The sequence below is a fragment of the Marinobacter sp. genome (assembly GCF_033722195.1).
GTDB lineage: Bacteria > Pseudomonadota > Gammaproteobacteria > Pseudomonadales > Oleiphilaceae > Marinobacter.
Window position 1 is genome coordinate 1 of sequence record NZ_JAWVZL010000083.1, and the last position, 13,771, is coordinate 13,771.

Consider the following 13,771-nt stretch of genomic DNA (forward strand, 5'->3'; position numbering starts at 1 on the left):
CGCCTGGATGGCGGCGTTCAGGGACAGGATGTTGGTCTGGTCGGCGATGTCGTTGATCAGCGATACGATGTCACCGATCTCCTGGGAGGATTCACCCAGACGCTTGATCCGCTTGGAGGTTTCCTGGATCTGCTCGCGGATGTTGTCCATGCCGCGAATGGTGTTCTGCACCACTTCCGCGCCTTTCTTGGCGATCGCAACCGACCGCTCCGCAACCGCGGAGGATTCGGCGGCGTTGGAGGATACCTGGTCGATGGACACCGCCATCTCGTTGACCGCCGCGGAGGCGCCGGCAATTTCCTGGGCCTGGTGCTCGGAAGCGTCCGCCAGGTGCATGGCCGTGGCCTGGGTTTCCTGGGCCGCGGAGGCTACCCGAACCGCGGTGCCCCGGATGGCCTGTACCAGGCCACGCATCTGGTCGATGGCGTAGTTGATGGAGTCGGCGATGGCACCGGTGAAGTCCTCGGTAACCGTGGCCTCGGTGGTGAGGTCACCATCCGCCAGGTCGGCCAGTTCGTCCAGCAGTCGCAGGATCGCGTTCTGGTTCTGCTCGTTCTGCTCCTGGGTACTGGCCAGGCGCTCCTGGGCGGCGCGATACAGCGACAGACCGATCAGCACCACGATGGCGGCCATGGCGGCCAGCAGGATGTAGGCCAGGGCCGGGCTGATGAAACGGGTGTTGGCCTGGACCGCAAACTGGTCCGCCAGGGTGGAGGTTTCGTTCAGCAGGACCTGGGAGTTCTGGAAGATCTCGCTGGCGGCGCGACGGACCTTGAAGAGGTCGGGAGAGGCCTCAAGGATGGCGTCAACGTTCTGGGACACGAACTCGAACAGCTCGGCGACGGCTTCCAGGCCGTAGATGGCGTCCTCGTCCTGGACCTGGGAAATGCCCATGGCCGGATTGCCTTCCACCTGGCCCTCGAGTACGCGGCCGAACAGGGTGGCGTCACGACCGAAACGGTCGGCGGCGATAACCGCGTCCTCGTCACCGGAGAGTACGTTGTTGACCGAGCGCACGATCCGCTCCGCCAGCAGGGACTGGCGCTGGGCCAGGGCGATCTGCTCGGCCGGCGCGTTGTTGTCCAGCAGGATCTGGACAATGTCGTCGTATTCCACCTGGAGCTGGGGAATGGTCTCGTTCAGGGTCTGGGCTACCGAATGCAGGCCCAGTACCGCCTCTCGGGAGGAAATGATGCTCTCGGCGTTGTCACGCACCGCGTCCCAGGTCTGTCCGACCGGGCTTTGCTGGGCCAGTTCGCTGGGGGGCAGGCCGGTTTCCGGGTTACCGTTGATCAGGTTGCCCCAGAGTACGGAGAACTCACTCGTTGACCGGCGCAGCTGTTCGAAGGCCTCGGCGGTACCGCCGGCGGCCTCGGTGGCGTTCTTGGCGATCTCCTGGGACAGGACCCGCAGCTCGTTGGCGTTGGCGATGTATTCCTGGTCGTTCTGGCTGTCCCTGTTGATGATGAACAGTACCACAACGAGCAGGATGGTCAGTGCGATCAGGGCGGCGATCAGACCGCCAACAAGCTTGTTGGCTCCCTGAACCGCGCCGAATCTTCCGGCTCTGTTTTTCATTGTCTGGCTCCCGGCCTCTTCATTGGCAAGTTATTGTCCTGCGGGTTTCTGGGTGGGTGATGTTCCTGCCATTGCCATCACCACTGGGCAACGTCCAGAAAGCGTTCGTCGTCCATCAGCTCGAAAGTCGAAAACACTTTCCAGGTTTCCTCGTTGCGCTCATACCCTCCCTGGACGAAGGGCTGAACGTTTGCGGGGATGTCCGTGGGCTCGGCCACGAAATTATCCACCGCGAAATACTGCATGCCGGAGACACTGTCCACCACCAGCCCGCTGAAGATGTCGCCACGTTCGATCACCAGAATGCGGCGCTCCCGCTGACTGCGGGCGCTGCGGGGCAGCTCGAAGAAATGGGCCAGGTCGATCAGGGGCAGCAGGCGGCCGCGGACGTTGGCGGCCCCCAGCATGAAAGAACGAACCCCCGGTACATGGGTGTAGCGGGGGACGTGAAGGATCTCGACAACCTCGCCCATGGGTGCAACGTAGCGCTGGCCGGCGAGCACAAAGCCAATGCCGTTCCAAAGCTCGACGGCTTGCTGTTGCTCAGGCAGGCCGGCGGCGTAGGTCCGACTGCGTTGGGCGATATCCGTCAGAACGGCGTAAGGGGCGGCCTGGTCGGACATGCTTACTCCGTGGTGAAGGTCAGGCGATCAGACTGTTGATCGTTTTGATCAGGTCGTCTTCGTTGACCGGTTTTACCAGATAGCCCTTGGCGCCTTGACGGGTGCCCCAGACGCGATCGGTTTCCTGGTCCTTGGTGGTCACGATCACCACGGGTATGGAGGCGGTTTCCGGGGCCCGGGTCAGCTGTCGGGTGGCCTGGAACCCGTTCAGGCCCGGCATGACGACGTCCATCAGAACAAGATCCGGATTCTCCGCACGGGCCTTGGCGACACCGTCGGCACCGTTGTCGGCGGTGAGCACGTCGTGCTTGTGCTTTTCCAGAATGCTTGAAATCTTCTTCACTTCGGTAGGTGAGTCATCAACTATCAGAATGCGGGCCATGATTTCCTCGATGTTTCCGTGCTTCAGCGGGGATCACTGTTGTGCCTGTGGCACATACTGGCGAATGGTATTCAGCAACTCATCTTTACTGAACGGCTTGGTCAGATACTGGTCGGAGCCGACGATGCGTCCCTTGGCCTTGTCGAACAGGCCGTCCTTGCTGGAGAGCATGATCACCGGCGTCTTCTTGAACGCCGAGTTGTTCTTGATCAGGGCGCAGGTCTGATAGCCATCCAGTCTCGGCATCATGATGTCGACAAAGATGATGTTAGGCTGGGTGTCAGCGATCTTGGCAAGAGCGTCAAAGCCGTCTGTAGCGGTAATTACATCACAACCAACCTTTTTGAGAAGGGTCTCTGCGGTGCGACGAATGGTCTTGCTGTCGTCAATCACCATAATCTTCAGGTTTTCGAAGTTGTCATCCATTGTCCAACAGCCTTGAGCTCCAGGAGAGTCGTTGTAGTGGAGCCTCTGATCAGCTCCTGAATGGCCTCTGCGTGCTCTGAATGCTGCAGCTGCAAGGCGCGGCTCGCCGCCAATGGCCGTAGCCCTTGGCAAGGGGCGCAACGCCGCAGATGCAGCATTCAGAGCTCGCCCTCCGGGGCTTCCAGAGCAATCCACACTCGTCGTTGCGACTTTTCGTAAGGTCTAGACATTACTTCAAAGTCGCGCCTTGATTGTGGATTGCTCTGAAAGCCAGAGGTCATTCAGGAGTTGATCAGAGGCTCCTTAACCGGTGAGTTTTAACACAGATTCTAGGCGTGTTCTATAAACCCTGTTTATTTATAGAGTATGGCTGGCCCGAGCAAAAGTATTAGTTTGTCACCAAATGTATTACTGCAATCCATTCGGGTATAGCGCCAACACCTGATTCAGGTGCATTCCGGGAGCGGGTACAATACCATCCGGGCAGCATAGCACTTGTTCAGCGGGTCGCTCTGCTGATCGGTTCCGGTTTTTGGCAAAACATGAGTAGGGGCGCAATGACAATTCGAGTCGGTGTTGTGATGGATCCCATCGAGGCCATCCACTACAAGAAGGACAGTACCCTGGCGATGCTCTGGGCCGCCCAGCAGCGGGGCTGGAAGATCGAATACATGACCCTGCCGGACCTGTACCTGAAAGGCGGTGAGGCCCGCGCCCGCACCCAGGACCTGACCGTGGACATGAACCCCCAGGGCTGGTTCCGCTACGGCCAGTCCCAGGACCGGGCCCTGGCGGACCTGGACGTGATCCTGATGCGTCAGGATCCGCCGGTGGACCGGGAGTTCCTGATGGCCACCTATATATTGGAAGCGGCGGAACTCAAGGGCACTCTGGTGGTCAATCCCACCGCCGCCCTTCGGGACTGCAATGAAAAGCTGTTTGCCACCCAGTTCGAAGACCTCACACCGCCGCTGATCGTGACCCGCTCCGCCGAGCGCCTGAAGGCGTTCCATGCCGAGCACCGGGACGTGGTGATGAAGCCGGTGGACGGCATGGGCGGCAAGTCCATCTTCCGGGTCAAGGAAGGCGACAACAATCTGGGCGTGATCATCGAGACGCTGACCAACGACGGCCGGCATCAGGCCATGGCCCAGAAGTTCATTCCCCAGATCAGCGAGGGTGACAAGCGCATCCTGCTGATCGAGGGCGAGCCGGTGCCCTACGCCCTGGCCCGGATTCCGTCCAAGGGCGAGAACCGGGGCAACCTGGCCGCCGGCGGCCGCGGTGAGGGCCGTGAGCTCACGGCCCGAGACCGGGAGATCTGTGCCCGGGTGGGGCCGGTCCTCAAGGCCAAGGGCCTGATCTTCGTCGGCATCGACGTGATCGGGGATTACCTCACCGAAATTAATGTGACCAGCCCGACCTGCATTCGCGAGCTGGACCTGGCCTTTGATATTGATATCGCCGGTCAGCTGATGGACGCCATCGCCCGCCGCCTTGAGGCCCGGCCGGGCCCTGGTGGTGAATAGACCCCATCAGCATGACACCGGGGATTGGAGCATTGGGTAACTACGAGTAATGGCAGTTCAGGTCAGTGATTTCGATCGTTTCTCTTTTACGCTGTTCCTGGCGCTGGCACTGCATGCGGTGCTGGTGCTGGGAATAACCTTTGCGCCCGAGCTGCCGCCTGCCACCGCCGAGACCATGGAGATCACCCTGTCGCAGTACGACGACCAGGAGGCCCCCGAGGAAGCGGATTTCCTGGCCCAGACCAGTCAGCAGGGCAGCGGCACCGAGGCCGAGCGCCAGGAGATGACCACCCCGGTACCGGCGGAGGTGACCGGCGATGCCGACAGCCAGGCCCAGCCCAGTACCCCGACCCGGACCGAGGCCGCGGAGCGCCCCCAGCAGGAGGTGGTGGAAACCACCAGCCGCAGTGAGCCCGTGGCCCGCCAGAAGCCGGTGGAGAAGCCACCCGAGATGGACGCGCCGGTGGCCGAGCAGAAGAGCCTGATGGAACGCAGTCTTGAGATTGCCAGGCTCGAGGCCCGATTCGACGACCAGCGCCAGGCCTATGCCAAGAAGCCCCGGGTGCTGCGGGTGACGGCGGTATCCACCCTGGCCTCGGCCAATGCCTGGTACGTGCAGAACTGGATCGACAAGGTCACCCGGGTGGGCAACCTCAACTATCCCGCCGAGGCCCGGCGCGAGGGTATCTACGGCACCCTGCGGGTGCTGGTGGTGCTGAAGGCCGACGGCAGCCTCAAGGAAGTGGCGATTCTGGAGTCCTCCGGCAGTTCGGTACTGGATGATGCCGCCATCCGCATCATCCGCCTGGCGGCACCCTTCTCGGCGTTCCCCGAGGAGATGCGTGAGCAGGCCGACCAGCTCGAGATCATCCGCACATGGTCCTTCCAGCGCCGGGGGCTGAGTTCCGGATGACTGCCCAGACCCGCGCCGCGCACTACCTCAGAGGCCAGTTCCTGTTGGCCACGCCCTTTCTCGAGGACCCCCGTTTCCACGGTGGCGTGATCTACCTGTGCGAACACAACGAGGACGGCGCCCTGGGGGTAATGATCAACCGGCCGCTGGACATCAGCCTCGGGGAGATCCTCGAGCAGCTGGACATGGACGGCGCCGAGCTGGAAGAGCCGGTATTCGAGGGTGGGCCGGTGCAGCCCGAGCGGGGCTTTGTGCTGCATCCGCCAGGACGGACCTGGGTCAATACCGCCGCTGTGGCCGATGGCGTCATGCTCACCACTTCCCGTGACATTCTCCAGGCCATCGGCGAGGATGCCGGCCCGGAGCATTTCCGGGTCGCCCTGGGTTACGCCGGCTGGGGCGAGGGCCAGCTGGAGGGCGAGCTGGCCAGCAACGCCTGGCTGACCTGCCCCGCGACCCCGGACCTGCTGTTCAAGACCGAGTGGTCGCAGCTGCACGGCGCCGTATTGCGCCGCCTCGGCATCAACCTCAACCAGCTCAGCGAGACCGTGGGCCATGCGTGACCCCGGCCAGCGTCAGGTGCTGGCGTTCGATTTCGGCACCCGCCGCATTGGCGTCGCCTTCGGCCAGGAGCTCCTGGGCCGGGCCAGGCCGGTGACCCTGTTGCCGGCCCGGGACGGTATCCCGGACTGGAACGCCATCGCCGCCCTGATCAGCGAGTGGCAGCCGGACCAGCTGGTGGTGGGCCTGCCGCTGAACATGGACGACAGCGAGAACGACATGTGCGCCCGCGCACGGAAATTCGGCAATCGCCTGCACGGCCGCTTCCACCTGCCGGTGGCCATGGTGGACGAGCGCCTCAGCAGCTTCGAGGCCAAAGGCGAGGTACTGGCCGCCGGCGGCAGCCGGGATTTCGGCCGTCACGGTGTGGATGACCGGGCGGCGGTACTGATACTGGAAACCTGGTTCGGCCTGGAGGCCGAAGCCCGGCGTTAACCTCAGAGGACGAACATGACGGCACTGCTGGACATCGACAAACTGCTGGACGAGCTTGAAGCGAACCTGCGCCGGCAACTCAGCGAGCGTGGGATTGAGCGCCCGGCGCTGGTGGGCATCCGCACCGGCGGGGTCTGGCTGGCGGACCTGCTGAGCAAGCGCCTGGGGCTGGACGAGCCCTACGGTGAACTGGACATCTCCTTCTACCGGGACGATTTCAGCCGCATTGGGCTGAACCCGAAAGTCCAGCCCTCCCACCTGCCGTTCGAGACCGAGGGCCGGGACGTGATCCTGATCGACGACGTCATCATGAGCGGCCGCACCATCCGGGCCGCCATGAACGAGATCTTCGACTATGGCCGGCCGGCGAGTATCATGCTGGCCACACTGATCGACCTGGGCGCCCGCGAGCTGCCAATCCAGCCGGATGTAGTGGGCCGGGTGCTGACCCTGCAGGCCCACCAGCGGGTCAAGCTCAAGGGGCCGGATCCCTTGAGCGTGGAACTCCGGGAGACCGAACAGCCGGGCTAGGGCGCCGGCGACACCTTGTTCAGCAGCGAAATCACGACAACAGGCAGGCGGGCCATGATGACGGACACAGACGCTTTTTCCTCCTCGATCCAGCTCACGGCGGACGGCCGGCTCAAGCATTTCCTGACCCTGGACGGCCTCGACCGGGAGCTGCTCACCGACATTCTGGACACCGCCGACTCCTTCATCGAGGTGGGCGAGCGCACCATCAAGAAGGTGCCCCTGCTGCGGGGCCGCACGGTGGTCAACCTGTTCTTCGAATCCAGCACCCGCACCCGCAGCACCTTCGAGCTGGCCGCCAAGCGGCTGTCCGCCGACGTGCTCAACCTGGACATCAACACCTCCGCCACCTCCAAGGGCGAAACCCTGTCGGACACCCTGCTGAACCTGGAGGCCATGGCCAGCGACATGTTCGTGGTGCGCCATTCCCAGAGTGGCGCGGCGCATTTCATCGCCGAGACCGTGACGCCCGGTGTGGCCATTATCAACGCCGGTGACGGTCGCCACGCCCACCCCACCCAGGCCATGCTGGACATGCTCACCATCCGCCAGCACAAGGGCGGATTTGCCGGCCTTCGGGTGGCCATCGTCGGCGACATCCTGCATTCCCGCGTCGCCCGCTCCCAGATTCGCGCCCTGCATACCCTGGGGGCTGAAGAGGTGCGCGTGATCGCCCCCGCGACCCTGTTGCCGCGGGATGTGGAAAGCCTGGGCTGTAAGGTGGAATACGATATGGCCCGGGGCCTTAAGGACCTGGATGTCGTCATCATGCTGCGGCTGCAACGGGAACGCATGGAGGGCGCGCTGCTGCCCAGTGAGCGGGAATTCTACAAACTCTACGGTCTGAGCCAGGACAAGCTGGCGCTGGCCAAACCGGATTGCATCGTGATGCACCCGGGCCCCATCAATCGCGGCGTGGAGATCGAATCGGCGGTGGCCGATGGGCCCCAGTCGGTGATCCTCAACCAGGTCACCAATGGCATTGCCGTGCGCATGGCGGTCATGTCCATGGCCATGAGCGGGCAGGTGGCCGAGCGCAGCCTGGCGGCGACACGGGAGGTGCAGTCATGAGCCGCGCCGAAACCTCCAGCCTGCGTATTACCGGGGTGACCCTGGTCACTGGCGCCGGCCAGGCCGATGCCCCCACCAGCGTACTGGTCCGTGATGGAAAAATTGCGGCGTTCGGCGCCCAGGCCGAGGCCGATAGCGCCGACCGGGTGATTGACGCCGCCGGCTGCCTGCTCAGCCCCGGCTTTGTGGACCTCTACTGCAATCTGCGGGAACCGGGCAACAACCAGAAAGGTAACATCGCCAGCGAGACCCTGGCAGCGGCCAAGGGTGGTTTCACCACCGTCTGCGCGGCACCGGACTCCTCGCCGGTCAATGACTCAAGCGCGGTCACCCACCTGATCCGTGAAGTGGCGGCCGCCCGGGGAGCAGTCCGGGTGCTGCCCCTGGGGGCCGCCACCCGTGGCCTTGAAGGGGACCTGCTGAGCGACATGGCGGGGCTGACCGCGGCGGGCTGTGTTGCCTTCAGCAACGGCCAGGTATCCATGCGCAGCGCCCGTATTCTGCGCCGCTGCATGGCCTACGCCCGCACTTTCGGCTATACCCTGATGCTGCAGCCCAACAACCGGGCCCTGGCCGCCGACGGTTTCGCCCACGATGGCCTGGTGACCGCGCGTCTCGGCCTGCTGGGCATTCCCGAGGTAGCCGAGACCACCGCCGTGATGGAGCTGCTGCTGCTGGCGGAGGAGACCGGCGTGCGCCTGCACCTGAGCCAGCTCTCCACCGCCCGTGCGGTGGCCATGGTGGCCGAGGCCCAGAGCCGCGGTGTGGCGGTGTCGGCGGATGTAGCCATGCACCAGCTGGTGTTCACCGAGCAGGCCCTGGCCGGATTTGACAGCCGCTTCCACGTGATCCCGCCGCTGCGCTCGGAATCGGACCGCCAGGGCTTGCTGGCCGGGGTTCGTGACGGGGTGATCGGTGCCATCGTCAGCCAGCACCAGCCTCACGACCCGGCCGCCAAGCGCGCACCGCTGGGGGAAACGTCGCCGGGACTGTCTGCCATCGAGAGTGTGCTGTCACTGGGGCTGGAGCTGGTGAGGGACGGTGAGATCCGGCTGCCGGAACTGATTCGCGCCCTCACCGCCGGCCCCAGCCAGATTCTCGGGCAGTCCGTCGGTGAGCTCAGGATCGGCGATGTCGCCGATCTCTGCGTGTTCGATCCCAACGCCAGCTGGCGCGCCACCGATGCCCATATCCTGTCGGTGGGCAAGCACGTGCCGCGACCGGGCGCCATAATGACCGGAGTGGTGCGCCACACCCTGTGCCAGGGTCGCGTGGCCTGGACCGGCACCTACTGAACCCTGGCCGCCAGCGCTCGGCCAGGGCCCGCTAAACGTGGGCTGGTCAGCGCTGGTGGTGTCTACCCCATCACAGTTCCCCATTTTTTGCCCGAACGCGCTTGAAGTGGGGCGCCTCTGCCAACGTATCCTTTCCCCCGTCGACCTATGCTCGACCCATAACAAAACGCTGGACGCCAGGTGACGGAAGCACCGCGGTTTGCGCCAGGTGGCGGTCATTGGCCGCCCCGGTCCGCGAATCGGCATGCGTCCCAAAAGAACAGACCAGGAGCCATCCCGTGACCACACCATCCCTTACCTGCAGGCTGCTTGCCGCTGTCCTGCTGTCCGCCAGCCTGACCCTGCCCGCCCTGGCCCAGGAGTCCGGCGAGATTCTGGACCGCAGTTTCTGCGTGTTCGACCCGGTGGGCGCCAACGGCCCGCTGTTTGCCATCACCAAGACCTTCCGGCCGGCGGCGCTGAAAGAGGGCATCCGGCTGGACCTGCGGGCCTATACCGATGAGAAGGTGGCGGCCGAGGACTTCAAGGCCGGCCAGTGCGACGCGGTGCTGCTTACCGGCACCCGGGCCCGCGAGTTCAACAAGTTCACCGGCAGCCTGGAAGCCATGGGGGCCGTGCCCGGGGAAGAGGAGATGCGGCTGCTCTACAACACCCTGAGTCAGCCCAAGGCGCGGCCCTTTCTGATCAGCGGGCCCTACGAAGTGGCCGGGGTTTTCCCCGCCGGCGCCATCTACCTGCACATGCGGGACCGTTCCATCGACACGGTGGAGGAACTGCAGGGCAAGAAGATCGCCACCCTGGACTACGACACCGCGTCGGTGCGGATGGTGCGCCATGTGGGGGCCTCGGTGGTTGGCTCCAACTCCGCCAACTTTGCCGGCAAGTTCAACAACGGCAGTGTGGATCTGGCCTACGCGCCGGCGGTGGCCTACACCCCGCTGGAACTCTACAAGGGCGTGCAGCCCAACGGCGGCGTGTTCAAGTACGCCCTGGCCTACATGAACTTCCAGGTCATCCTGCACCGTGACCGCTTCCCCGACCGGGCCGGCCAGATGGTGCGGGAGGAGTCCATCAAGCGCATCGACGAAGCCTACGACATCATCGCCCAGGCGGAGGCGGAAATTCCCGAAACGGTGTGGATGCATCCGCCAGCGGAGGACACCCGCAACTACGACGAGATGCTCAGGGAGGTCCGGCTGTCGCTGCTGGCTGACGGCGTCTACGACGAGCGCGCCATCAAGCTGATGCGGGCAATCCGCTGCCGGGTCGACGGTACCCGGTCCGAATGTTCTTCCTGAGGAGGGGAGAGGCACGGCCGCCTGCTCACGGGCAGGCGGCCTGGCGGTTTACTTGACGGCTTCCTTGAGGGCCTTGCCGGGTTTGAAACCCACGGTGCGGCTGGCGGGAATCTGGATGGTGGCGCCGGTCTGGGGGTTGCGACCACTGCGGGCCTCACGCTGACGCACGGTGAACGTGCCGAAACCAATCAGGGAAACGTCATCACCACGGGCGGCTGCCGCGGATACCTGGTCGGTAAAGGCGGTAATCACTTCACTGGCTTTGTCTTGGCTCAGATCGGTTTCTTGGGCAATGGCGTTGGCCAGGTCTGGTTTGCGCATTGAACACTCCTTGCGGTTGGTGTGGAGCAGGTCGCGTGCGATCTGCTGTGGTCAGGTATAGCGCCTCAGCCGGGGGTGTCAATGACAAGACTCAAGACATGTCTTCACAGAATCCAGCTTTGAGGCGCGAGTCTCACAAACGGCGCGCTTTCTCGGGGATAATGCTGTCCGGTTACAGTTCGTAACATGACCGCCTGAGGGCAGGGAAGCGAGCGCTTTGATAACAAGAAACAAGAAGGTGACAGGCATGACCATGGAGATTCCCCCGTCCAATTCCCCGCTGGCCCGTCTGCGCGGTGTCGCCGCCGCAGCCCTGACCGCCATGGTGCTTACTGGCTGCAGCGCGGTCAACCATGTGCTCTACAAGACCACCGGCGATGTCATGAAGGGGTTCTCAAAGGACCATACCGTGCCCTACCTGATGCAGACCGATGACCTGGCCATGAGCTGCGCCATGAGCGAGGCCACGTCACCGCTGCTGATGTCCTTCGGCCGAGTGACCAGTGACCCGGACCAGCTGGCGGTGATGCTCTACCTAGCCGCCGGTGGCTGCGCCGAGGAGCGCGCCCGGGAGGACGAGCTGGCCAGCCTCGCCGCCCTGCGGGCCCTGCGGGCCGACAGCGCCCAGGACTTCGCCATTCGCCAGAAGCGCCACTACGCCCTGGCCGCCAAGCGTTACTACGCCGGCTGGCAGCATCACAACCTCCATTACGGGGTCCCGGATGGCAAGGACTGCCCGGATTTCGACGAGGATCTGGACGGTTTCATCTACATGGCCGGGCTGCTGTCGGGCCTGCAGGCCCTGAACGCCGAAATCCAGTCCACCTCCGCCATCGGCGTGCCCAAGAACATCGGCGGCACGGTGGCCCGGGCCACCTCCTGCCTGGACAACGAAACCTGGTGGGGTGCCCCCATGGCGCTGCGGGCCACCGTCTGGGCCATGATTCCCGGCGCCCAGCCCGAGGGCGAGGACGCCTTTGAGCGCCTGGAAGTGGCCGACCGTCAGGGCGAGGAGGCCGGTGTCCGCCTCAGCCATGTCTTTCACGCCATTGCCGCCATCAACAAGGGCGACCAGCAGCGCCTGCGGGCGGTAATCCGCCGCCACGCCGAGGCCATCGAGAGCAAGCCGCCGGCGGAGGACTGGGTGATGGTGGATCGCATGGCGACCCAGGTGATCCTGGCCATTTCCGATCGCCTGTGGATGGAGAACGTGGGCTACCGCACCCCCATGGGCCAGTTGGGCAGCTTCTGGGACGACCAGCCGGAAGCCACCGAAACCATGGACCTGGATGACATCCTCTGAATCCTTCACGACTGACTGACAGGGCTGACAAGATGTCTGCCTACGCCTCCAGGCGAACCACCCGGGAGTGGTTTTCCTCGCTGCCCGCCTGCCTGCTGCTGCTGGCGGTGGTGGTGTTCTCCACCAGCAGTGACATCCACAACCAGATGCTGCGCCTGGGCGAGCAGCTTTGGGGTGGCTACTACCAGCTACGAACGGATCCGGTGCAGCCCAGCTGCGATCCCAACCGGGACCTGGAGGCGGCCGTCAACGCCGAGCTCAACCGCGAAAGCGATCTGGGCGACGACATGCTGGACCTGCTGGGGGAGGCCGAAAAGGACCCCTTGGAGGTACGCCAGTCCATCGCCCGGTCCATCGAGGACTGTCGCAAGCGCCATACCCTGTTCGACCAGACCCGTGACCGGCTGACGCCGGCGGTCAAGGCCTACCGGGCGGTGGAGCTGTTTGTTGCCGATGTGATTGCCTTTGGCCTAAAGTCCCAGCGTTTCATCCTGGTGATCCTGGTCATGCTCTGCGCTGCCACCGCCACCCTGACCCGGCATCACATCGCCATGCGGGCCATGGAAACCCGGCTCGACTACACCGTTTCCCACCTCCTGCAGACGGTGGCCAATCTGATGCTGCTGGGTTCCAGCGTTCTGTTCCGCCACTCCACGGTGTCCGCCGGCGGCGACATCGCGCCGGAACGAATGTTGCTGCATAACCTCTGGGTGATCGGTTTCGCTGCTTTGGCGCTGGCCAGCCTCTACCGGTTGTTCCGGATGCCCGACGATCTGGAGCCCGGCGGCAACCTCAGGAAAGCCTTCCTGGCGGTGCCGCTGTACACCGTGATGTGCCTGATTTCCGGCAGCTACTTTGCCCTGATCGGCCACGCCGCCGGCATTGGCATCTATCTGGGGACCATGATGGAGCTGGCGGACATGTTCCTGAACGTGGCGCTCTACGTCTGGGTCGGCATGATGCTGAAGCAGACCCGCATGGCCCCGCTGGTGTTCGACGTGTTCCGGCCCTGGCGGATGCCGCCGGAGATGCTGGCAGTGGCGGCGGTACTGGTGGCGGCCATACCCACCGCCTATACCGGCGCCTCCGGCATCTTCGTCATTGCCGCTGGTGCCGTGATCTACAGTGAGTTACGGGCCGCCGGTGCGCGCCGGCAATTGGCGCTGGCGGCCACCGCCATGTCGGGTTCCCTGGGGGTGGTGCTGCGGCCCTGCCTGCTGGTGGTGGTGATTGCCTATCTGAACCGGGAGGTGACCACCGATGAGCTGTTTGGCTGGGGCCTGTGGGTGTTCGCCCTGACTGCCAGCTTGTTCATGCTGGTGGCCCTGACGGTGAATCGCCAGAACCGCTTCCAGCTGGCGCCAGTGGCGCAGGCGCTGCCGGCGAGCCTGGCGGCGCTGCGGCCGCTGCTGCCTTACGCCCTGGTGATGGCCGGGGTGATCCTGTTCTACAGCCTGGCCCTGAACGTGGCCATGGACGAGTTCTCGGCGCCGCGGATACTGCCG

Annotated in this window: 15 protein-coding genes; 10 read left to right on the forward strand and 5 right to left on the reverse strand. The window is 64.3% G+C overall.

Annotated elements, in window-relative coordinates:
- The 4 genes from R3280_RS13020 to pilG form a co-directional block, all read right to left on the reverse strand.
- Positions 1-1,578: methyl-accepting chemotaxis protein (locus R3280_RS13020; RefSeq protein ID WP_318999042.1), on the reverse strand; the 1,578-nt coding region annotated here is incomplete at its 3' end.
- 77 nt (positions 1,579-1,655) lie between these two features.
- Positions 1,656-2,201, reverse strand: coding sequence for a chemotaxis protein CheW (locus R3280_RS13025; RefSeq protein ID WP_318999043.1), 546 nt, complete (start codon positions 2,199-2,201; stop codon positions 1,656-1,658).
- A gap of 19 nt (positions 2,202-2,220) precedes the next feature.
- Positions 2,221-2,583 carry a twitching motility response regulator PilH gene (gene pilH, locus R3280_RS13030; RefSeq protein ID WP_318999044.1) on the reverse strand — a complete coding sequence of 121 codons (363 nt, stop codon included), beginning with the start codon at positions 2,581-2,583 and terminating at the stop codon, positions 2,221-2,223.
- A 33-nt stretch (positions 2,584-2,616) separates the two neighbouring features.
- On the reverse strand, positions 2,617-3,009 hold the full coding sequence (gene pilG, locus R3280_RS13035) for a twitching motility response regulator PilG (RefSeq protein ID WP_318999045.1): 393 nt from the start codon (positions 3,007-3,009) through the stop codon (positions 2,617-2,619).
- Between the two features lie 557 nt (positions 3,010-3,566).
- Between pilG and gshB the strand changes: the two genes are divergently transcribed.
- From gshB to R3280_RS13075, 8 genes are all read left to right on the forward strand, one after another.
- Positions 3,567-4,538: a glutathione synthase gene (gshB, locus tag R3280_RS13040; RefSeq protein ID WP_318999046.1), complete on the forward strand. Its 972-nt coding sequence runs from the start codon at positions 3,567-3,569 to the stop codon at positions 4,536-4,538.
- 49 nt (positions 4,539-4,587) lie between these two features.
- The gene (locus R3280_RS13045; protein WP_318999047.1) at positions 4,588-5,451 is read left to right on the forward strand and encodes an energy transducer TonB; all 864 of its coding nucleotides are present in this window, start codon (positions 4,588-4,590) and stop codon (positions 5,449-5,451) included.
- Complete coding sequence (locus R3280_RS13050) at positions 5,448-6,014, forward strand: YqgE/AlgH family protein (RefSeq protein ID WP_318999048.1); 567 nt, start codon at positions 5,448-5,450, stop codon at positions 6,012-6,014. Before R3280_RS13045 ends, R3280_RS13050 begins: the two co-directional genes overlap by 4 nt.
- Complete coding sequence (gene ruvX, locus R3280_RS13055) at positions 6,007-6,447, forward strand: Holliday junction resolvase RuvX (protein WP_318999049.1); 441 nt, start codon at positions 6,007-6,009, stop codon at positions 6,445-6,447. The genes R3280_RS13050 and ruvX overlap by 8 nt, the downstream gene beginning before the upstream one ends.
- Before the next feature lie 15 nt (positions 6,448-6,462).
- A complete protein-coding gene (gene pyrR, locus R3280_RS13060; RefSeq protein ID WP_318999050.1) occupies positions 6,463-6,978 on the forward strand; it encodes a bifunctional pyr operon transcriptional regulator/uracil phosphoribosyltransferase PyrR in 516 nt (171 codons plus the stop codon).
- Between the two features lie 57 nt (positions 6,979-7,035).
- A complete protein-coding gene (locus tag R3280_RS13065) occupies positions 7,036-8,049 on the forward strand; it encodes an aspartate carbamoyltransferase catalytic subunit (RefSeq protein ID WP_318999056.1) in 1,014 nt (337 codons plus the stop codon).
- Positions 8,046-9,344: a dihydroorotase gene (locus R3280_RS13070; RefSeq protein ID WP_318999051.1), complete on the forward strand. Its 1,299-nt coding sequence runs from the start codon at positions 8,046-8,048 to the stop codon at positions 9,342-9,344. Before R3280_RS13065 ends, R3280_RS13070 begins: the two co-directional genes overlap by 4 nt.
- Positions 9,345-9,622: 278 nt before the next feature.
- Positions 9,623-10,642, forward strand: coding sequence for a putative solute-binding protein (locus tag R3280_RS13075; RefSeq protein WP_318999052.1), 1,020 nt, complete (start codon positions 9,623-9,625; stop codon positions 10,640-10,642).
- A gap of 48 nt (positions 10,643-10,690) precedes the next feature.
- Here R3280_RS13075 and R3280_RS13080 read toward each other — a convergent pair whose 3' ends face one another.
- Positions 10,691-10,963, reverse strand: a complete 273-nt coding sequence (locus R3280_RS13080; RefSeq protein WP_318999053.1) for an HU family DNA-binding protein — start codon at positions 10,961-10,963, stop codon at positions 10,691-10,693.
- Between the two features lie 247 nt (positions 10,964-11,210).
- Here R3280_RS13080 and R3280_RS13085 point away from each other — a divergent pair, with 247 nt between their 5' ends.
- On the forward strand, positions 11,211-12,266 hold the full coding sequence (locus R3280_RS13085) for a hypothetical protein (RefSeq protein WP_318999054.1): 1,056 nt from the start codon (positions 11,211-11,213) through the stop codon (positions 12,264-12,266).
- Between the two features lie 32 nt (positions 12,267-12,298).
- The coding region (locus tag R3280_RS13090) for a C4-dicarboxylate ABC transporter (protein WP_318999055.1) at positions 12,299-13,771 on the forward strand (1,473 nt) is incomplete at its 3' end.

Coding starts and splice junctions, on each gene's coding strand:
- pilH (WP_318999044.1), bottom strand. CDS start 2,583: ATGGCCCGCATTCTGATAGTTGATGACTCACCTACCGAAGTGAAGAAG.
- pyrR (WP_318999050.1), top strand. CDS start 6,463: ATGACGGCACTGCTGGACATCGACAAACTGCTGGACGAGCTTGAAGCG.
- R3280_RS13025 (WP_318999043.1), bottom strand. CDS start 2,201: ATGTCCGACCAGGCCGCCCCTTACGCCGTTCTGACGGATATCGCCCAA.
- gshB (WP_318999046.1), top strand. CDS start 3,567: ATGACAATTCGAGTCGGTGTTGTGATGGATCCCATCGAGGCCATCCAC.
- R3280_RS13070 (WP_318999051.1), top strand. CDS start 8,046: ATGAGCCGCGCCGAAACCTCCAGCCTGCGTATTACCGGGGTGACCCTG.
- R3280_RS13080 (WP_318999053.1), bottom strand. CDS start 10,963: ATGCGCAAACCAGACCTGGCCAACGCCATTGCCCAAGAAACCGATCTG.
- R3280_RS13050 (WP_318999048.1), top strand. CDS start 5,448: ATGACTGCCCAGACCCGCGCCGCGCACTACCTCAGAGGCCAGTTCCTG.
- R3280_RS13085 (WP_318999054.1), top strand. CDS start 11,211: ATGACCATGGAGATTCCCCCGTCCAATTCCCCGCTGGCCCGTCTGCGC.
- pilG (WP_318999045.1), bottom strand. CDS start 3,009: ATGGATGACAACTTCGAAAACCTGAAGATTATGGTGATTGACGACAGC.
- R3280_RS13045 (WP_318999047.1), top strand. CDS start 4,588: ATGGCAGTTCAGGTCAGTGATTTCGATCGTTTCTCTTTTACGCTGTTC.
- R3280_RS13065 (WP_318999056.1), top strand. CDS start 7,036: ATGACGGACACAGACGCTTTTTCCTCCTCGATCCAGCTCACGGCGGAC.
- ruvX (WP_318999049.1), top strand. CDS start 6,007: ATGCGTGACCCCGGCCAGCGTCAGGTGCTGGCGTTCGATTTCGGCACC.